Origin of the sequence: Chromobacterium sp. IRSSSOUMB001 (assembly GCF_023507765.1) — a bacterium.
Lineage (GTDB): Bacteria > Pseudomonadota > Gammaproteobacteria > Burkholderiales > Chromobacteriaceae > Chromobacterium > Chromobacterium haemolyticum.
On sequence record NZ_JALCYU010000008.1, the window covers coordinates 1 to 17,464 of the forward strand.

19 protein-coding genes are annotated in these 17,464 nt (G+C 65.4%); 6 read left to right on the forward strand and 13 right to left on the reverse strand.

The window, feature by feature from the left end; genetic code table 11:
- Nucleotides 1-1,063, forward strand: a 1,063-nt coding sequence (locus tag MOV80_RS12075) for a type VI secretion IcmF C-terminal domain-containing protein (protein WP_275975338.1), incomplete at its 5' end; no start/stop codon positions are given.
- Between the two features lie 20 nt (nt 1,064-1,083).
- Entirely contained in the window at nt 1,084-1,530 is a 447-nt protein-coding gene (locus MOV80_RS12080) for a hypothetical protein (protein ID WP_249605135.1), read from the forward strand.
- Here the strand turns inward: MOV80_RS12080 and MOV80_RS12085 are convergent.
- Complete coding sequence (locus tag MOV80_RS12085; protein WP_019101903.1) at nt 1,527-2,537, reverse strand: arginine deiminase-related protein; 1,011 nt, start codon at nt 2,535-2,537, stop codon at nt 1,527-1,529. The genes MOV80_RS12080 and MOV80_RS12085 overlap by 4 nt on opposite strands.
- 103 nt (nt 2,538-2,640) lie before the next feature.
- Nucleotides 2,641-3,756 carry a succinylglutamate desuccinylase/aspartoacylase family protein gene (locus MOV80_RS12090; protein ID WP_118267749.1) on the reverse strand — a complete coding sequence of 372 codons (1,116 nt, stop codon included), beginning with the start codon at nt 3,754-3,756 and terminating at the stop codon, nt 2,641-2,643.
- Between the two features lie 120 nt (nt 3,757-3,876).
- On the opposite strand from MOV80_RS12090, the gene MOV80_RS12095 reads away from it, so the two are divergent.
- On the forward strand, nt 3,877-4,350 hold the full coding sequence (locus MOV80_RS12095) for an Lrp/AsnC family transcriptional regulator (RefSeq protein WP_019101901.1): 474 nt from the start codon (nt 3,877-3,879) through the stop codon (nt 4,348-4,350).
- Here the strand turns inward: MOV80_RS12095 and MOV80_RS12100 are convergent.
- The 4 genes from MOV80_RS12100 to MOV80_RS12115 form a co-directional block, all read right to left on the reverse strand.
- Complete coding sequence (locus tag MOV80_RS12100; RefSeq protein WP_019101900.1) at nt 4,342-5,070, reverse strand: ABC transporter permease subunit; 729 nt, start codon at nt 5,068-5,070, stop codon at nt 4,342-4,344. The two genes, MOV80_RS12095 and MOV80_RS12100, sit on opposite strands and share 9 nt — an antisense overlap.
- 10 nt (nt 5,071-5,080) lie before the next feature.
- Nucleotides 5,081-5,755, reverse strand: a complete 675-nt coding sequence (locus tag MOV80_RS12105) for an ABC transporter permease subunit (RefSeq protein ID WP_249605136.1) — start codon at nt 5,753-5,755, stop codon at nt 5,081-5,083.
- Between the two features lie 198 nt (nt 5,756-5,953).
- Nucleotides 5,954-6,712 (reverse strand): transporter substrate-binding domain-containing protein, encoded by a 759-nt coding sequence (locus MOV80_RS12110; protein ID WP_043590633.1) that lies wholly within the window; start codon nt 6,710-6,712, stop codon nt 5,954-5,956.
- Nucleotides 6,713-6,958: 246 nt separating this feature from the next.
- Nucleotides 6,959-7,720, reverse strand: coding sequence for an arginine deiminase family protein (locus MOV80_RS12115; RefSeq protein ID WP_019102597.1), 762 nt, complete (start codon nt 7,718-7,720; stop codon nt 6,959-6,961).
- A 278-nt stretch (nt 7,721-7,998) separates the two neighbouring features.
- Between MOV80_RS12115 and MOV80_RS12120 the strand changes: the two genes are divergently transcribed.
- Nucleotides 7,999-8,907, forward strand: a complete 909-nt coding sequence (locus MOV80_RS12120; protein ID WP_249605137.1) for an aspartyl/asparaginyl beta-hydroxylase domain-containing protein — start codon at nt 7,999-8,001, stop codon at nt 8,905-8,907.
- A gap of 6 nt (nt 8,908-8,913) precedes the next feature.
- On the opposite strand, the gene MOV80_RS12125 is transcribed toward MOV80_RS12120, so the two are convergent.
- The 7 genes from MOV80_RS12125 to MOV80_RS12155 all read right to left on the reverse strand — a co-directional run bounded on the left by MOV80_RS12125 (nt 8,914) and on the right by MOV80_RS12155 (nt 14,716).
- Nucleotides 8,914-9,897 (reverse strand): amidohydrolase family protein, encoded by a 984-nt coding sequence (locus MOV80_RS12125; protein WP_043590632.1) that lies wholly within the window; start codon nt 9,895-9,897, stop codon nt 8,914-8,916.
- A gap of 246 nt (nt 9,898-10,143) precedes the next feature.
- The gene (locus tag MOV80_RS12130; protein WP_043590630.1) at nt 10,144-10,707 is read right to left on the reverse strand and encodes a 3-hydroxyanthranilate 3,4-dioxygenase; all 564 of its coding nucleotides are present in this window, start codon (nt 10,705-10,707) and stop codon (nt 10,144-10,146) included.
- Nucleotides 10,708-10,749: 42 nt separating this feature from the next.
- Nucleotides 10,750-11,166: a RidA family protein gene (locus MOV80_RS12135; RefSeq protein WP_019101631.1), complete on the reverse strand. Its 417-nt coding sequence runs from the start codon at nt 11,164-11,166 to the stop codon at nt 10,750-10,752.
- The gene (locus tag MOV80_RS12140) at nt 11,163-11,942 is read right to left on the reverse strand and encodes a fumarylacetoacetate hydrolase family protein (protein ID WP_249605138.1); all 780 of its coding nucleotides are present in this window, start codon (nt 11,940-11,942) and stop codon (nt 11,163-11,165) included. Before MOV80_RS12140 ends, MOV80_RS12135 begins: the two co-directional genes overlap by 4 nt.
- Entirely contained in the window at nt 11,939-12,958 is a 1,020-nt protein-coding gene (gene dmpG / locus MOV80_RS12145) for a 4-hydroxy-2-oxovalerate aldolase (RefSeq protein WP_191186778.1), read from the reverse strand. The genes MOV80_RS12140 and dmpG overlap by 4 nt, the downstream gene beginning before the upstream one ends.
- Nucleotides 12,959-12,968: 10 nt before the next feature.
- Nucleotides 12,969-13,907 (reverse strand): acetaldehyde dehydrogenase (acetylating), encoded by a 939-nt coding sequence (locus tag MOV80_RS12150; RefSeq protein ID WP_249605139.1) that lies wholly within the window; start codon nt 13,905-13,907, stop codon nt 12,969-12,971.
- A complete protein-coding gene (locus MOV80_RS12155) occupies nt 13,904-14,716 on the reverse strand; it encodes a fumarylacetoacetate hydrolase family protein (RefSeq protein ID WP_081574537.1) in 813 nt (270 codons plus the stop codon). Before MOV80_RS12155 ends, MOV80_RS12150 begins: the two co-directional genes overlap by 4 nt.
- 171 nt (nt 14,717-14,887) lie before the next feature.
- On the opposite strand from MOV80_RS12155, the gene MOV80_RS12160 reads away from it, so the two are divergent.
- Together MOV80_RS12160 and MOV80_RS12165 are read left to right on the forward strand one after the other, a co-directional pair.
- The gene (locus MOV80_RS12160; protein WP_019100650.1) at nt 14,888-15,865 is read left to right on the forward strand and encodes a LysR substrate-binding domain-containing protein; all 978 of its coding nucleotides are present in this window, start codon (nt 14,888-14,890) and stop codon (nt 15,863-15,865) included.
- Between the two features lie 125 nt (nt 15,866-15,990).
- The gene (locus MOV80_RS12165) at nt 15,991-17,454 is read left to right on the forward strand and encodes a 2-hydroxymuconic semialdehyde dehydrogenase (RefSeq protein ID WP_249605140.1); all 1,464 of its coding nucleotides are present in this window, start codon (nt 15,991-15,993) and stop codon (nt 17,452-17,454) included.
- Nucleotides 17,455-17,464: the final 10 nt, after the last annotated feature.

Sequence of the window (17,464 nt, forward strand, 5' to 3'; positions counted from 1 at the left end):
TCAGGACGGCTCCAACCTCAGCCTGCAACGCTATCTGGAGCGGGTGGCCGCCACCCGGCTCAAGCTGCAACAGGTGGCAGCCGCGCCGGACCCGGACGCCGCCGCCCGCGCGCTGGCGCAGGCGGTGTTCCAGGGCAAGGGCGGCGAGCTGGCCGAGGGCCGCGACTACGCCGCCCAGCTGGCCGCCAGCCTGGGCGAGGACTGGCAGGGCCTGGGCCAGCACCTGTTCCTGCAACCCTTGAACCAGTCCTGGCACACCCTGCTGCAACCGGCGGCGGCCAGCCTCAACCAGTTGTGGGATCAAAGCGTCTTGCGGCCGTGGCAAGCCAGCTTCGCCGGCCGCTACCCCTTCCACCGCGCCGACGCCGACGCCTCGCTGCCGGAACTGGGCCGCTTCCTGCACCCCGCCGACGGCCTGATACAGCAGTTCGTGCGCCAGCAGCTGGGCGGGGTGCTGGAGCGCCAGGGCGATCAATGGTCGCCGGACCCGGCGGCGGCGCAGGCGCTGCGCTTCGATCTGGACTTCCTCAACGAACTGAACCGGCTGTCGCGGCTGTCCAGCCTGCTCTACGCCCAGGGCGACGCCGGCATCCGCTTCGAACTGAAGCCCATCGCCAGCGTCGGCCTGGAGGAAACCCGGCTGCAACTGGACCAGCAAAGCCTGCATTACTTCAACCAGGTGGAAAGCTGGCAGGCGATGCGCTGGCCCGGCGATCCGCTGAAAGCCGGGTCCAGCCTGCTATGGCAAAGCGTGGACACCGGCTTGCGACTGAGCCAGGACCACCCCGGCCGCTGGGGCTGGCTGCGCATGCTGGAGCAGGCCAAGCGCGAACAGCTCGACCGTTCCAGTTGGCAGCTGAGCTGGGCGCTGCCGGACGGCCATCAGGCGCGCTACCAGTTGCGCAGCGAGACCGGCGCCGGCCCGCTGGCCTTGCTGCAACTGGTGCAGTTCCAGTTGCCCACGCGGATTTTTATCGTGGAGCCGGGCAAACCGCCGGCTCCCCCAGGGAGCAAGCCTAAACCATCCCGGCCGGCCGTCGTTTCGACTAGTCCTGGACGTTGAAAGGGAAACAGGAGGACATCATGATTAATATATTGATTCGACAACACCTGACGCTCAAAAAAGCGGCGCAGCTAATCCTGGTCTGCGAAACGGCGCATGGCCCCGTCTCCTTGGCGGACCCGCGCCTCGCCCACCTTGCCAGCAACGCCGAACTCAAGCAGGAGCTGAAGCAGACCATGGAGCTGTACTACCGCTGGATGCGGAGGCATGGCCCAATGCTGCGGCTAGGCGGGCTGGCAAACCTCCAACTGCTCTCGCCAGTCAGGCCCCACGATGAGGCCGCCTGGGCGACCATCCGCAAGTTCTGGACCTCCGGCAGGTGGAGCAACCGGGACAACTGTGTTCGAGCCTGCTACAAACAGGCGGGCTTGACCAATCTTACCGAAGCCCGCCAGGCGCTGGTCAAGCAGCCCGCGCCGCCCAACAAGCTCTCTTGGCCGGCCCAGACCTTTCTGGAAAACCACTAGCGGACGCGCGGCAGGAACAACTCGGCCAGCATGCAGCGGCAACTGCCGCCGCCCACCGCTTCTATGGTGGGGATGGGGTTCACTACCGGCTGGCCGTGGCGCTCCAGCACTTGTTGCTGCGCAGGCGTGAAGCCGTTCCAAGCCTGCTCCGACATCGCGATCAGCGGCTGGCCGCCGGCCCCGCGCAGCTGCAGGATATTGCCGCAGAAGCTGCGTTCCACCTGGGCCAGGCTGATGTCTATCACGTCGTGATGCTCGCCCAGCGCGCTCAGCACTTGCCGCCGCTGCTCCGGCCGGTGCAGACTTTCGGAACAGATCACCGCGAAGCCCTCGCCCACGCTCATCATCACATTGGTGTGGTAGATGGGGACGCCGCGGCTGTCCACGGTGTCGAACAGGTGTACCGCCTCCAGACCGCGCCGGCGCGCGTAACGATACAAGGCGCTCGGGTGGCAGCGCTGTGAACGCGCCGCGTACACACGCTTGCGCGGGTGATCGAACACCATCACCCCGGTGCCCTCCAAAATCAACTCCTCTTCCAGCGGATGGCCGGCCCACACCACTTGCTCCACGTCGTAACCATGGTTCAACAGCAATTGGCACAGCTCTTCCACTCGCCGCTCCCGACGGCGGTTTAGCGTGTGCATCGGATAGACGTGCAGGCTGCCGTCGGCGCTGGTGGTGAACCAGTTGTTGGGAAACACGGCGTCCGGCGTCGGATAGCCGTCCGGGCTTTTCTCCAGCACCAGCACTTCTACGCCGTGATCGCGCAGCCGCTGCGCCATGGCGTCGAATTCGGCCAGCGCCAGCGCGGTGACCTGGGCCGCCGGCAGTTGCAGCCGGTGCTGGAACACGTTGTCTGCCCCGGTTTGTTCATTGAAGGCGAAGTCGTGAGGACGCACCATCACAACAGCGCGGGCCAGTTGGCCTTGTCTCGCGCGGAGCCAGAGCGGCTCCAGATTTTCTTGCGGCGCCGCATCTGCGGCGGCGATAGCTTGGGCTTGCATGGTAGGCGACTCTTGGGTGGGTGGTTGCATGGCCGCCCGCGGGCGGCAAATCATTCTACTGACAGTACGCGTTCCGGCCATGCCGGAAACATGACGCTAACGTTCAAGCAAGCGACACGCGCGCGCTGGCGTCTGCCCGACCCAGAATGCGGCACAATTCCATGCCGGCCTGGGCGTAGCGCAGCGGGTGGCTGACGTAGAGCAGGCCCTCAGCCGGGCTGAGCACCGGCGTGACGCGGTTTTCCAACGGGTCTATCAGTTCCAGTAGCGGTTGGCCGCGCTTGACCTCCGCCCCAACCACGCAATGGCGCAGCACCAGGCCGGGCGTGGGCGCGCTCACGCTGGCCATGCCTCGCCAGGTCCACGGCGCGGGCACCGGCGGCGGCATAGCCGGCGCGCAGCCGCCTATATGGCCCCGGAGTTGAAGATAGGCGTACAGCGCCTCCGCGTCCCGCCGCGCCTGACCATGATCCAGATCGCCTTGCCCGCGCAGCTCCACCGTGGCCGCCACGCAGCCTAGCGGCAGCGGTTGCGCCGGCCCCAGTTCGCCGGCCAGCCGCCACCAACTCTGGCCGCAGGACTCCTCAAAAGTCGTGCCGCCCGGCTCGTCATTCAGCACCACCGCGGCCACGCCCAGATAGCGCGCCAGCGGCTCCAGCGCCGGCCAGAACGGCGCGTCGGCGTATAAATGCAGCAGCGCCTGGCTGTCGCAATGCAGGTCCAGCACCAGATCGCTGTCCAGCGCCATCCGGCTTAGCTCCAGACGCAAAGCGTCTAGTTCCGTGACCGGCGCTTGCGCGTCCAGCGCGGCGCGCATCCGGGCGCGCACCGTCCGTAGATTGGCGTCGGCGTCGTTGCCCAGGCAGTCTTCCAGACCGGAGCGCAGCAGCGGGTGGAAATCGGTGAAGCGGCGATTGAAGTTTTCGCCGCTGCGCAGCTCGAAACGCCCCGGCTGCTGATGCAGCAAGGCTTGGGCCAGGCCGATGGGATTGGCCGCCGGCGCCAGCACGATTTCGCCGCGCAGCAGGCCGGCCGCCTCGGCCTGCTCCAGCAGCCGGCGCAGATGGTGGATCACCAGCATGCCGGGCAGTTCGTCGGCGTGCAGGCTGGCCTGCAAATAGGCCTTGGGCCCGTCGCCGCGCCGGCCGTAGTGCAAACTCAGCAGTTCGCGCCGCATGCCTATGCTGGCCTGCGGCAAAACCCGGCTGACGATTTCCATAAAGCGCCCTCCTTTTTCATGCCGTTCAATTGAAAAACCCATGGTGGTTGCGCCGCCTTGACACCACCGCCCGCCAAGGCTCAAATCAGCGGACAGCCCCACCTCATCCCGAAGCCCGCCATGAATGAGAAGAAACCCAGCCTGGACCGCATAGACCTGAAAATTCTCGCCGCCTTGCAAGAAGACGGCCGCATGTCCTTTCAACGGCTGTCCGAGCAGGTCAACCTGACGCCGCGCCCCTGCCTGGAGCGCGTTCGCCGCCTGGAAAAAGCCGGCGTGATCCGCGGCTACCGCGCCGTGGTGCAATTGCCGGCGCCGGTTTACCCCGTCATCGTGGCGGCTCAGGTGGCGCTGGCCGATCACGCCTTGTCGCAACAAGCCTTCATCAAGGAGCTGCAGCGCAGCGAGGCCGTGCTGGATGCCTGGCTGGTGGCGGGCAGCTTCGATTTTCAGGTCCGCATCGGCTGCCGCGACATCCAGCAGTACCGCGAGCTGGCCGAACAATGGCTGGCCAGTTCCGCCTTCAAGATCGACAAGATCATCACCATCACCGAGCTGCAGGAGATCAAGCGCAGCGCCGGCCCTCTAGGCTGAGCGCGGCTGCAGGAATTTCAGCCAGCGCCGCTCCGCCTGGCGGAAGCTCGCCAGCAGCGCGAAGGTGCAGCCCAAGTAGATCGCCGCCGCCATCAGGAACGGGAAAAACGGCGCGTAAGTGGCCGCGTACAAGGCGCGCGCCACGCCGGTGACGTCCAGCAGCGTCACCGTGGACGACAAGGCGGTGGCGTGCAGCAGAAACACCATTTCATTGCTGAGCACCGGTATCGCGCGCCGTAGCGCGCCGGGCAGCACGATGCGGCGTATGGTTCGCGCCCGCGACATGCCGAAGGCCTCCGCCGCCATGATTTCCTCCCGCGGATAGGCGGCGAGCGCGCCGGCCAGAATCTCCTGGGCGTAGGCCGCGGTGTTCAACACATAAGCGAGCACGGCGCAGAAGGTGGCGTCGCGAAACAGCAGCCAGAACGGGTCTTCCGCCTGCCAGCCGTCTATCACCCAACTGAATTGCGACACGCCGTAGTAGATCAGCATCAATTGCATGAACAAGGGCGTGCCGCGAAAGAAATAACTGAACGCGGCCACCGCCCATCGCAACGGCGCCGGGCCGTAGACCCTGAGCAAGGCCAGCAGCACCGCCAACAGCATGCCCAAGCCGCCGGAGATCAGGAACAGTTTTGCGGTAACCGCCAGGCCGCTCCATTGGCCGCCGTCTCCCCACAGATAGCCGGGCAAAGCGCGCAGGATTTCGTCGAGCGTCATTATTTTCCCCTCAGAGCAAGCCGCGGCTGTAGCGCAGCCCCAGCCAGCGGAACACGCCCCCGGAAGCGGCGGTGAACAGTAAATAGACCAGGCAGACCAGGAAATAGAACAGGAAAGGCATCTGGGTGGCGCGGCCGGCCTGCTCGGCGAGCCAGGCCATGTCTTCCAGGCCGATCAACGACACCAGCGCCGCCGATTTCATCAACGTCAGCCAGTTGTTGTTGATGCCGGGCAAGGCGTGGCGCAGCATCTGCGGAAACAGGATGCGCCGGAACAGCTGCCACGGCCGCATGCCGTAAGCGACACCGGCCTCCAACTGGCCGCGCGGCACCGCCAGGAAGGCGCTACGGAAAGTTTCAGTGTAATAAGCGCCGAAAATGAAACCTATGGTCAGCACCCCCGCCAGGAATTTGTCGAACTCCACCGCCGGCAACCCCAGCGCCCCCAGCAACAGGTTGAAAACCTTCTCGCCGCCGTAAAACAGCAACAACATCATCACCAGTTCCGGAATGCCGCGAATCACCGTGGTGTAGGCGATGGACGCCGCGCGCAGCCAGCGCGGGCCAAACAGCTTGACGCAGGCGTTGGCGAGGCCGAACAGCAGCGCCAGCCCCAGCGCGGCCAGCGCCACGCGCAGGCTGAGCCAGGCCCCGGTCAGCAACAGGGGCAAATAGGACGCCACCATGGCCGCCCTCCTTGTGAAACGGCCGGCGGACGCCGGCCGGGAAAACGGACGTATGCACGAGGATCAGAGCCTAGCGAGCAAGGGCGAGACAAGGCGAAGACTGCGAAGAAAGCGGAATGTCCGTTTGGTACATAAGCATTTCGAAGCAGTAATCCCCGTAGCAAGTCTCACGAAGCGCCGTAGACTTTGAACAGGTTCTTAGTGGTAAATATCGAAGCCGAAGTATTTCTTGCGCACGCCTTCGTACACCCCGTTGGCGCGGATGGCGGCGATGGCGCGGTTGATCGCCGCCTTCAGTTCCGGATCGCTCTTGCGCACAGCGATGGCCACCGGGATGGATTCGCCCAGTTTGGAGCCGGCGAAAGCGAACTGCTTGCCGCGCTCGGTGCGTAGAAAGCTGGTTTCGGCTTGGATATTGTCCTGCAAGGCAGCGTCTATGCGGCCGGAGGCCAGGTCCAGATAGACGTTGTCCTGATTGGCGTAGGTAACAATCTTCACCTTGCCGCCGCCCCAGTTAGCCTTGGCGTACTGCTCGTGCACCGAGCCGGACTGCACGCCCACGGTCTTGCCGGCCAGCGACTGCGGCGTGGGCCGCAACGGGCTGCCTTTGCGCGCCACCAGCTGAGAGGCGGACGCGTAGTATTTGTCGCTGAAGTCCACCTGTTTCAGCCGTTCAGCCGTCACGTTCAGCGAGGCGATGACGGCATCGAACTTATTGGCGTTGAGCGCGGCTATCATGCTGTCGAACGGCTGCTTGACGAAGACGCAGCGGGCCTTGAGTTCGGCGCAGACGGCTTTGGCGATGTCCGGATCGAAGCCGGAGATCTCCCCGTTGGGGGCCAGCACGTCGAACGGCGGGTAGCCGCCGTCCACGCCCCAGCGGATCTGCTTGATGTCCTTGGCCAGTACAGGGCCTGCGCTTAGCGCCAGCAAAAGCGCGATCTTGATGGTTTTCATCTTTTTCTCCTTGTAGAGCCTGTTCATGGCCGGCTGCGCGTCGGCGACAGGTTCTGAATCTCCCCGGCTCTGCGGCCGGTGGCGAATGAAACGGCGCTGCTTTTAGAACGTGTTTACGATCTCGCTAGCTAGAGCGCGACAAGGCGAAAACGGCTGAAAAAGCGGAGTGTACATACGGTACATGAGCATTTCGAATGCCGCTTTCAACGCCGTATCGCCGACGCGCAGCAGATCGTAAACAGGTTCTTAGAAACGCAAGGACATGCAGGTCAAGCCCCCGTCCATCTTGCGGATTTCGCTGGTGTCGGTCTCGATGATGGGCAGGCCCAGCGTCTTCAGCTTGCGCAGCGTGTCCGGGTAACCGCTTGGCGTGATCAGGGTGTCGTTGATCCACAAGGTGTTGCCGGCGTATTCCTCGTCCTTGGCCAGCACGATCTGCTGATAACCGCGGAATACCGGATCGTCAGCGCGGTCCTCGGACAGGATCAGCGTGTTGCGGCCCACGTAATTGACGATGGACTTCAAATGCAGGCCGGCGCTGACTTCCACCGCGGTGACGACGTAACCGAACTTCTCCACCGCGGCGGCAAACTGGCTGATCCCGGCCTCGTTGGTGCGGCTGGTCAGGCCGACGAAGAAACGCTTGTCTATCATCAAGACATCGCCGCCGTCCATGCGCGCGTCGCCGTTCATCCACACTGCGTGGCGGAAGCGAGATACCAAGGGCGCGATGCTGCTCACCTCGCCGCGGCGTGCCGGCGCGCCGGGCTGGGTGATCACCGCCAGCTCCGGCATCAACACCGCGGTGTCTTCAACGAAATGGGCATCGGGGAAATCGGGCTGGGCCGGCAAGGTGCTGACGGTCAAACCCAGGCGCAGCAGGATATCCACGTAATCGCGGAATTGGGAGCGAGTCAGCGCCGGGTCCGGCGCGCCGATGTTGGCTGTAGTCAAGCCGCCGGCCACGGTGTCGGCAGGCAGACGGGTGATCGCATGGGTGAAATGCATGGGCAGGCTCCTTGATCAGGCGGCCCAGCAACCAAATGGTTGATGGGGGCGGCGCGTGGCCGTTCTCGCTCGAACCATTCTAGGCAGCGCCCTGGGCCCGCGTCGGTCGTATGGGCCGGCGGCGACAGCCGGTTTCGGCTGTTTTGGAGCAGAGGGCAGCCGCTTTGCGTGGCGGCCGCCAAACCCGGCCATATCCTACTCAACTAAACCAATGGCCAGTCGTTTAAATCCTGTTTTTGTTTGAAATTAAGCATATTATTTCAAGGGCTAGAGCAAAAATGCCGTATATCAAACTATCCATCCTCCTTCTTTTTGCGCTCTGCACCATCTACATCCATTATCGCGGCCGTCAACGCTTGGGGTTCTGGCGGCAATTGACCGACCACTCTACCTTCATGGCGCCGATCAACTGCTTCTGCTATCTGTTCTCCACTCTACCCGCGCACCCCTATTTGCCGCTGCAGCGCTTTCCGGAGCTGCAGGCGCTGAACGATAACTGGCAACGTATCCGCGCCGAGGCGCTGGCCTTGTCCGACGATGGCGCGATCAAGGCATCCGATCGTTACGACGACCTGGGCTTCAATTCTTTTTTCAAGACCGGCTGGAAGCGTTTCTACCTGAAGTGGTACGACCAGCCGCACCCGTCGGCGGCCAAGCTGTGCCCGTACACGACCGCGCTGCTGCAAAGCATTCCCTCGGTAAAGGCGGCGATGTTCGCCAGCTTGCCGCCGGGCAGCCGGCTAGTGCGCCACCGAGACCCCTTCGCTGGTTCGGTGCGCTTCCATTTGGGCTTGTCCACACCGCAAAACGAGGCCTGCTACATAGAGGTGGACGGTGAACGCTACAGCTGGCGCGACGGCGAGGCGGTGATGTTCGACGAAACCTATCTGCACCACGCGGAAAACGCCACCACTGAGCAGCGCATCATCTTGTTCTGCGATATCGAGCGCCCGATGCGCTTCCAGCTTGCGGCCTGGGGCAACCGCCTGATCAGCCGTCTGCTGCTGGGCGCCGCCAGTTCCCCTAATCAGGACGGAGATCGCACCGGCGCGCTCAACCGCCTGTTCCGCTATGTGCAGGCGGTGCGGCTATTCGGCAAGCGCATCAAGGCGCAGAGCCGCCTTGGCTACTATGCGCTGAAATGGCTGTTGTTCGGCGGCTTGTTGCTGGGCTGGCTGCTGAGCTGAAGCGCCCTATAGATTGAAGAAAGCCCGCGCATTATCCGTCAGCAGCCGCCGGCGGATCTCCGTGTCCGCCACCGTGTCGCGGATCAGGCCGCCCACCGTCTGCTCGCCCAAGGGAAACGGCGCGTCCGAACCCAGCATCACCCGCTCCGTGCCCATCGTGGCGATCAATAGCCGCAACGCGCCCGGATCGAAGATGGCGGAATCCACGTAAAAGCGGTCCAGATAGCTGGACGGCCGCCGCGGACAGTCTTCGCGCACGATGTCCCGCTGCTCCCAGGCGTTGTCCACCCGCCCCAGCAGATAGGCAAAGCTGCCGCCGCCGTGAGCGAAGCAGATTTTCAGGCTGGACGGCAGCCGTTCAAAAGCGCCGGACAGGATTAGCGACAGGATGGCCAGCTGGGTTTCCGCCGGCATCGACACCAGCCAGGGCAGCATCCAGCGCTTCATCCTCGCGCCAGCGCCCATCATGTCCCATGGGTGCACCAATAGCGGGATGTTCTCGGCAGCGCAGTGAGCCAAAAACGTCAGCAGGCCTTCGTCGTCCAGATCCCGCTCACCGACATGATTGCCGATCTGCACGCCGACATGGCCGGCCTCGCAAGCGCGGCTGGCTTCGCGGCAGGCGGCGTCAATGTCCTGCAGCGGCACTTGCGCCAGCACTTTCAGGCGTTGCGGCGCAACGGCGGCCATCTCCAACGCGCGGTCGTTCATCAGCTGCGCCCACGGCAAGGCGCGCTCTATCGGCGCGGCGTAGGCGAACATCACTGGCGTCGCACACATGATCTGCGTATCGACTCCCTGCTCGTCCAGCCAGGCCAGCCGGCGCGCGCCGTCCCACAGCGCATCGTGCACCGGCCGGAACGGCTGGTCGCCTACCATGATCTGCCCGTTGCGACCGGAGGTTTCCAGCCAAGGCCCGCGCCGCGGGTCCAGCCGGGCCGCCTCGGCCTGGCTGATCCGCGGAAAAAAATGGGAGTGGATGTCTATCATGGCGGCGTTTCTCTAGTTAACGGCGTTTCTTCAAGAACCTGTTTAAGGCTCGCGAGCTAAAGCGAAACAAGGCGTTTTCAACGCCCATTTCAATCCATCCCGCTGAAGCGCAGCAGGAATGAAGAACCGCTGACAAAACTCAGTTTTACGGCTGAGGCAAGGCGCGCCGACGCAGACAGTGCAATGAGTACGACAAGTCGGGGCAACGCAGCATCAGGGAGTTTGTTAGCGGGTCTAAACAGGTTCTCAATGGTTGGACCGCTGCCTCAGTCCATGCCAGGCGGCGTAATCCTTGCCTGGGTGCACGGTGCCGCAATGGCGGCAACGGCGTTCGTCCTCGCTCCGCGCGTAAAACAGCTGATAAGCCTTGGGCAAGTCGTCCACCAGGCTTTCCAGCTGCTTGGAGAAGCGCCAGACCTCAGTGGCGCAAACCGGACAGTACCATTGCAGGCTGTCGTGCTCGCCGGCCGGCCGCGGCTTCTCCACCAACAGGCACAGGCCGGGTTCCGGCCGTTGCGGCGAGTGGATGACATGGGCCGGCAGCAGGAAGGCGTCGCCCTCGCGCAGCTCGATGCGGTCGAAACGCCCGCGGTCCCAGATCTCCAGATAGGCGTTGCCCTGGATCTGGTAGAAGATTTCCTCGGTGGGGTTGTCGTGAAAATCGGTACGGGTATTCGGCCCTCCCACCATATTGATGATGTAGTCGCCGTCCGGCCAAACGGCCGCGTTGCATACCGGCGGCTTGAGTCGGCTTTGATTGCCTTGCGCCCAGTGCAGCAGATTGAGCGGCGCGCCATATTGCAGTTCCATCTCCTATCTCCTTCTCTTGCGGTCAATTCCGTCTAAATCCGTCTAAAGCGGTTTGTAGGCGATCGCCTTGATTTCAATGCGCAAATGCGGATGCGGCAGCTGATGCACCGCCACCGTGGTCCGCGTCGGTCCCGTCTCGTCGAAGTACTCGGCGTAAACCTGGTTGTATGCGGCGAAATCGTTCATATCCACCAGGTAGGCGCTGATTTCAACCACATCGGCCAGTCCGGCGCCAGCCGTGGCCAGGATGTCGCGGATATTCTCGATCACTGCCCGGGTTTGCAGAGCGATGTCCAGCCGGGTCGCGCCCATGGCGTCGGCTTCGGCGCCGGCTATGCTGTTGTCCGGCCGCCGCGAGCTGGTGCCGGAGATAAAGAGGAAATCCCCGGCCCGCTTCAGGTGCGGGAAGCGGCCACGCGGCGTGGCCTTGCCGCTGACGGTGGTGGCTTGGGTGCTCATGCGGCGCTCCCGCTGGTTACAAATTCGCAGCGCCCCAGCCCGGCGATCTCCACGCCGATATGCAGGCCGGCGCGCAGCGGCTCGGCCGCGGTGGCGGCACCGGCCAGCAGCAAGGAGCCGGCCGGCAGCGTGCGCCCCGCCGCGTGCAGCAACGCGGACACTTCCATCAGCGCGCGCAAGGGCTGGCCCAGGATGGCGGCGCTGCTGCCCAGCTGCACCGGGCGGCCGTCGAAGCGCAAGGTCACGCCCAAATTGTCCAGCGGCGCGTCCGGCGGGCTCAGCGGGCCGACGACGAAATGAGATGAAGAGCAGTTATCCGCCACCACGTCCTCCAGGCTGAAACGGAAGTCGCGGTAGCGCGAATCGATGATTTCCAACGCCGGAGCCACGCCGGCCAGCGCCAGCCCGGCCTCGGCCAGGGACAGCGGCCGCGAGATCTCCTGCGCGGTGATGAAGGCGATTTCCGGCTCCACCCGCGGATGGATCAAGCGCGCCAGGTCCAGCTCGCCGCCGTCCGCCAGTTGCATCGCGTCGGTCAGCTCGCCCCAGATCAGCGCGTCCACACCCATCTGTACGCGCTTGGCGCGGCTGGTGAAGCCCAGCTTCAAACCCAGCGCGCGTTCGCCGCGCTGCTGGCGCAGGCCGATGCCGGCCTGCTGGATGCGGTAGGCCTGCGCCAGATCGAAGGGCTGCCGCGCGCTTAGTTGATCGACGGCTTCGCCGGTTTGGGTCGCTATGTCCAGTTCGCGAGCGCAGCTTTGAATGAAGTCGGTCATGCCGCGCCTCCTTTGGCCTTGAGCAAGTCCAGCGCCACGTCGACTATCATGTCCTCCTGCCCGCCCACCATGCGGCGGCGTCCCACTTCCAGCAGGATGTCCAGAGTTTTCAAACCATATTGCCGCGCCGCCGTTTCCGCGTGGCGCAGGAAGCTGGAGTAGACGCCGGCGTAGCCCAACGCCAGTGTTTCGCGGTCCACCCGCACCGGGCGGTCCTGAGTGGGGCGCACCAGGTCGTCGGCGGCGTCCATCAGCCGGATCAGGTCGCAGCCGTGGTTCCAGCCCAGCCGCTCAGCGGCGGCGATGAACACTTCCAGCGGCGCGTTGCCGGCGCCGGCGCCCTGGCCGGCCAGCGAGGCGTCGACGCGGCGACAGCCTTCTTCCACCGCCACAATGCTGTTGGCCACGCCCAGCGACAGATTGTGATGGGCGTGCATGCCGGTTTCCGTTTCCGGCCTCAAGGCCTCGCGCAAGGCGCGGAAGCGGTCTCTCACCTCCTGCATCAACAGGGCGCCGCCGGAATCCACCACGTAGACGCAGTTGGCGCCGTAGCTTTCCATCAGCTTGGCCTGCTCCGCCAGCCGCTGCGGCGTGGTCATGTGCGACATCATCAGAAAGCCGACGGCGTCCATGCCCAGTTCCCGCGCGTAGCCGATGTGCTGTCTGGCGATGTCGGCCTCGGTGCAGTGGGTGGCGACGCGGACGATGCGCGCGCCGGCGTCGTAAGCGTTGCGCAAGGCGCCGACGGTAGCGATGCCGGGCAGCAGCAAGGTGGCGATCTTGCTCTTACTCACCGATTCGGCCGCTGCGGCGATCCACTCCACGTCGCTATGGGCGCCGAAGCCGTAGTTGAAGCTGGAACCCTCCAGCCCGTCGCCGTGCGCCACTTCGATGGAATCCACGCCGGCGGCGTCCAGCGCCGCGGCGATGGCGCGCACCTGGGCCAGCGAATAACGGTGACGGACCGCGTGCGAGCCGTCGCGCAGGGTCACGTCGGAAATATACAGTTTGTCCATGCCGTGCTCCTCAAGCTTGCTGCAGGCGGGCGGCGACGCGTTCGCCGCAGGCCATCGCCGCCGATGTCATGATGTCCAGATTGCCGGCGTAGGCCGGCAGATAGTGGGCCGCGCCTTCCACCTCGATGAAAACCGACGCCTTGAGCCCGCCGCTCCGCGCCAGTTCCGGATAGGCCGCCAGCGCTTCCGCCGGCAGCGCCTCGAACTGCACTTCCTGTTTCAGCCGGTAGCCGGGCACGTAGGCGCTCACCTTGTCCGCCATCGCGGCCACCGAGCGCGCGATCGCGTCCCGGTCCGCCGGCGCGGTCAGACAAAACACCGTGTCCCGCATCATTAGCGGCGGCTCCGCCGGATTGAGGATGATGATGGCCTTGCCGTGACGCGCGCCGCCAACGCCCACAATGGCCTGGGCGGTGGTTTCGGTGAATTCGTCGATATTGGCGCGGGTGCCGGGACCGGCCGATTGGCTGGCGATGGAGGCGACAATCTCGCCGTAGAACACCGGCGTCACCGCGGCTACCGCCGCCACGATCGGGATGGTGGCCTGGCCGCCGCAAGTGACCATATTGATGTTGGGCGCGTCCAGGTGCGCGTCCAGGTTCACCGCCGGCACCACATAGGGGCCAATGGCGGCGGGCGTCAGGTCTATCACCCTGACCCCGCGCGGGCGCAGCAACTGCTCGTGGCGCGCGTGAGCGCCGGCCGAAGTGGCGTCGAACACCAGGCGGATGTCGGCGGCGCCGGGCATGGCCAGCAGCCCTTCCACGCCCTGGTGGCTGGTGGCCAGGCCCAGGCGTCGCGCGCGGGCCAGGCCATCGGAATCGGGATCGATGCCTATCATGGCGGCCAGTTCCAACTGCCGGCCGTGGCGCAGGAGTTTGACCATCAGATCGCAACCGATATTGCCGGAACCGATAATGGCCGCTTTGACGCGAGCGGGATGGTTCATGAGGAGGCTCCCTGAAGTGAGGCGAAACGGGCCGAGACTTCGCCCAAGCCCTGGATGCGGGCGGTGAACACATCGCCGGCTTTCGCCGGCGCCATCGGACCCAGCGCGCCGGTCAGCACGATGTCGCCGGCCTTCAGCGGCTCGCCGCGCCGCGCCATCGTGTCCGCCAGCCACAACGCGGCCAGCAGCGGGTTGCCCAGACAGGCCGCGCCGACGCCCACCGAAACCGGCTCGCCGCGCAGTTCCAGCGTCATGCCGCAGCCGAGCAGATCGACATCGGCCAGCCGCCGCGGCCGGTTGCCCAGCACGAACAGGCCGCTGGACGCGTTGTCGGCGATGGTGTCGCTGATGCGGATATCCCAGCCGGCGATGCGGCTGTCCACGATCTCCAAAGCCGGCAGCACCGCGTCCACCGCGCGGAACAGATCGGCCAGCGTGTGCTTGTCATGGTCCAGGTCGCGGCCCAGCAATAACGCCACCTCCGCCTCTATCTTGGGCTGCAGCAGCCTGCGGCTGTCGATCTCCTCGCCGTCGCACAGCGCCATGTCGGCGAACAGACGGCCGAAATCCGGCTGGGACACGCCCAATTGCCGCTGTACCGCCAGCGAGGTCAGGCCGATCTTGCTGCCGACCAGCCGCCGCCCCTGAGCCTGGGCATGCCGGACATTCAGCGTTTGCACCTGATAGGCGGCGTCGACGTCTCCCTCGCCAAGCAAGCCGCGCACCGGAGCGCAGGGCTGGCCGGTTTCGGCGGCGCGACGCAACTGCTCGGCGGCGGCTTGCAATGTGGATGATGAAGCTGGGCTCACGGTTCTCTCCTTATCAAGCGGTCCGGCGCGGCCAAACCGGCCGTTCAAACAGGGACGCGTTCCAGTCTATGGGGCGCGGCAATAAGGAGAAAATGAATATGCGGGCTTCTGCTATTCCCTAAAGTTATGCCATAGTCTTGATCGTCCCGTCCCAACCGCACAGGAGCGCCAATGGATCCTCTCACGCCTTTTTCCGTGCAAGACATGGTGCTGAACCGGCTCAAGCTGCGGCCGCTCTTGGTGTTCGATCGGGTGCTGCGCTGCCAGTCCATCGCCCGCGCCGCGCGCGAGCTGAACCTGACCCAGCCGGCGGTGACCAAGGCCATACGCGAGCTGGAACAACAACTGGACACCGTGCTGTTCCTGCGCGGCAACCGCGGCGTGACGCCCACCGAATACGGGCTGCTGCTGGGCGAGCGCGTCAAGGCGGTGATCGCCGAGCTGCGCTATCTGACCGACGAGATCAACGCCTTCAAGGGCGGCATTTGCGGGCATGTGATCGTCGGCACCCAGATCTCCGCCAGCGCCAGCCTGCTGCCGCAAGCCATCCTACGGCTGAAGGCGCACGCGCCCAAGCTGCTGGTCACCGTGCGCGAGGGGCCACAGGATTATCTGTTTCCGGCGCTGGCCGCCGGCGAGCTGGACCTGGTGGTGGGCCGCCTGCCGGACCCGGAAGCGCCGCTCACCCGCAAGCTGCCGCTGCGCCATCAGCCGCTATACCTTAACCGGCTGTGCATCGTCGCCGGCGGCCACCATCCGCTGCTGGCCGCGCCGCCGTCCAGCCTGGCCGAACTGCGCGACTGGCCGTGGATCCTGCCGCCGCCGGATTCGCCGGCCCGCCTGGTGGCCGAGCAGTTCTTCCACGATGCCGGCCTCGCGCTGCCGGACAATCTACTGGAGTCGCTGTCCTTGCTGACCAACGTCAATCTGCTGGTGGACTCGGACTGCCTGGGCCTGATGCCGCGGCTGGCGGCGCGCCGCTTCGCCGCCGCCAAGCTTCTGGCGGTGCTGCCGTTGGACGAGGTGGGGCCGCCCACCGCCGTCGGCTACTCGGTGCGCGCCGACAAGCCGCTGCCGCCGGCGGCCAGGCAGATGATAGACAGCTTGAAACTGGCCGCAGCCCAGCTGGACGCGGCGGATCAGGTATAAGCGCAGGGAATAGCAAGACTCGATTTATTCATTTTCACGAGGAGGCCCGCGTTTCCTACACTCGCCGACATGGCGCCGCCCCATACCTCGGCGGCGTCCAAACACCGTTGACGAGGATAGAAACCATGAGCCGTCCCGCCCTGCTGCCGCTGTACATCAATGGTCGATTCGAAGAGGAAGGCGCCCGCTTCGACAACATCAGCCCGGTGGACGGCCGCCTGTTGAGCCAGGCGGTAGAAGCCGACGCCGCTCAGGTGGCCCGCGCCGTCCAGGCCGCCAGCGACGCGCTGCAAGGGCCTTGGGGCCGCTACAGCGCGCCGGAACGCGCCGCCTTGCTGCACAAGGTGGCCGACGGCATCCAGGCGCGCTTCGACGACTTCGTCGCCGCCGAGGTGGCGGACACCGGCCGCCCGCTGCATTTGGCGCGCACGCTGGACCTGCCTCGCGCCATCGCCAATTTCAGAACTTTCGCCGACCTCGCCGTCGCCCAGATCGACGATTGCTGCGAAACACCGCAAGCAGACGGCGGCCTGCTGTTCAACTACACCGTGCGCAAGCCGCTGGGCGTGGTGGCGGTGATCGCGCCGTGGAATCTGCCGCTATTGCTGCTGACCTGGAAGCTGGGCCCCGCGCTGGCGATGGGCAACACCGTGGTGTGCAAGCCGTCCGAAGAGACCCCGTCGTCGGCCGCCTTGCTGGCCGAAGTGATGGACAAGGCCGGCATCCCCGCCGGCGTGTTCAATCTGGTGCACGGCTTCGGCCCCGGCTCAGCCGGGGAATTCCTGACCCGCGCGCCGCAGATCAGCGCCGTGTCCTTCACCGGCGAATCGCGCACCGGCAGCGCCATCATGAAGGCGGTGGCCGACGGCGTGAAGGATATTTCCTTCGAGCTGGGCGGCAAGAACGCCGCCGTGGTGTTCGCCGACGCCGACTTCGACACGACGGTGGCCGGCGTGGCCCGCTCGTCCTTCTTCAATACCGGACAGGTATGCCTGTGCACCGAGCGGGTCTATGTGGAACGTCCGATCTTCGATCGCTTCGTCGCCGCGCTGAAAGCCCGCGCCGAGGCCCTGAAGCCGGGCTATCCGGACGAGGACGGCGTGGACCTGGGCCCGCTGGTTTCGCGCCAGCACCGCGACAAAGTGCTGTCTTACTTCGCGCTGGCGCGCGAGGAAGGCGCGGTGGTGGTCACCGGCGGCGAAACACCGCGCTTTGGCGACGCGCGCGATCAGGGCGCTTATGTGCGCCCGACGATCTGGACCGGCCTGCCCGACCACGCCCGCTGCGTACGCGAGGAGATCTTTGGCCCGGTCTGCCACATCGCGCCGTTCGACGACGAGGAGGAAGTCCTCCGCCGGGTCAACGACAGCCCTTACGGCCTGGCCTGCGCGCTGTGGACCCAGCGGCTGGACCGCGCCCACCGGCTGGCGCGGCGCGTCCAGGTCGGCATCGTCTGGGTCAACGCTTGGTACGCGCGCGATCTGCGCACCCCCTTCGGCGGCAGCAAACTGTCCGGCCTCGGCCGCGAGGGTGGCCGCCATTCGCTGGATTTCTACTCCGACATCAGCAATGTCTGCGTCAAGCTGTGATGCGCCGGGA

Excerpts from the sequence above, each read along its gene's own strand:
- MOV80_RS12110 (WP_043590633.1), bottom strand. The coding sequence starts at position 6,712 with ATGAAAACCATCAAGATCGCGCTTTTGCTGGCGCTAAGCGCAGGCCCT.
- MOV80_RS12090 (WP_118267749.1), bottom strand. The coding sequence starts at position 3,756 with ATGGAAATCGTCAGCCGGGTTTTGCCGCAGGCCAGCATAGGCATGCGG.
- MOV80_RS12135 (WP_019101631.1), bottom strand. The coding sequence starts at position 11,166 with ATGAGCACCCAAGCCACCACCGTCAGCGGCAAGGCCACGCCGCGTGGC.
- MOV80_RS12160 (WP_019100650.1), top strand. The coding sequence starts at position 14,888 with ATGGATCCTCTCACGCCTTTTTCCGTGCAAGACATGGTGCTGAACCGG.
- MOV80_RS12080 (WP_249605135.1), top strand. The coding sequence starts at position 1,084 with ATGATTAATATATTGATTCGACAACACCTGACGCTCAAAAAAGCGGCG.
- MOV80_RS12165 (WP_249605140.1), top strand. The coding sequence starts at position 15,991 with ATGAGCCGTCCCGCCCTGCTGCCGCTGTACATCAATGGTCGATTCGAA.
- MOV80_RS12100 (WP_019101900.1), bottom strand. The coding sequence starts at position 5,070 with ATGACGCTCGACGAAATCCTGCGCGCTTTGCCCGGCTATCTGTGGGGA.
- MOV80_RS12120 (WP_249605137.1), top strand. The coding sequence starts at position 7,999 with ATGCCGTATATCAAACTATCCATCCTCCTTCTTTTTGCGCTCTGCACC.
- dmpG (WP_191186778.1), bottom strand. The coding sequence starts at position 12,958 with ATGGACAAACTGTATATTTCCGACGTGACCCTGCGCGACGGCTCGCAC.
- MOV80_RS12125 (WP_043590632.1), bottom strand. The coding sequence starts at position 9,897 with ATGATAGACATCCACTCCCATTTTTTTCCGCGGATCAGCCAGGCCGAG.
- MOV80_RS12085 (WP_019101903.1), bottom strand. The coding sequence starts at position 2,537 with ATGCAAGCCCAAGCTATCGCCGCCGCAGATGCGGCGCCGCAAGAAAAT.
- MOV80_RS12140 (WP_249605138.1), bottom strand. The coding sequence starts at position 11,942 with ATGACCGACTTCATTCAAAGCTGCGCTCGCGAACTGGACATAGCGACC.
- MOV80_RS12095 (WP_019101901.1), top strand. The coding sequence starts at position 3,877 with ATGAATGAGAAGAAACCCAGCCTGGACCGCATAGACCTGAAAATTCTC.
- MOV80_RS12115 (WP_019102597.1), bottom strand. The coding sequence starts at position 7,720 with ATGCATTTCACCCATGCGATCACCCGTCTGCCTGCCGACACCGTGGCC.
- MOV80_RS12150 (WP_249605139.1), bottom strand. The coding sequence starts at position 13,907 with ATGAACCATCCCGCTCGCGTCAAAGCGGCCATTATCGGTTCCGGCAAT.
- MOV80_RS12105 (WP_249605136.1), bottom strand. The coding sequence starts at position 5,755 with ATGGTGGCGTCCTATTTGCCCCTGTTGCTGACCGGGGCCTGGCTCAGC.
- MOV80_RS12130 (WP_043590630.1), bottom strand. The coding sequence starts at position 10,707 with ATGGAACTGCAATATGGCGCGCCGCTCAATCTGCTGCACTGGGCGCAA.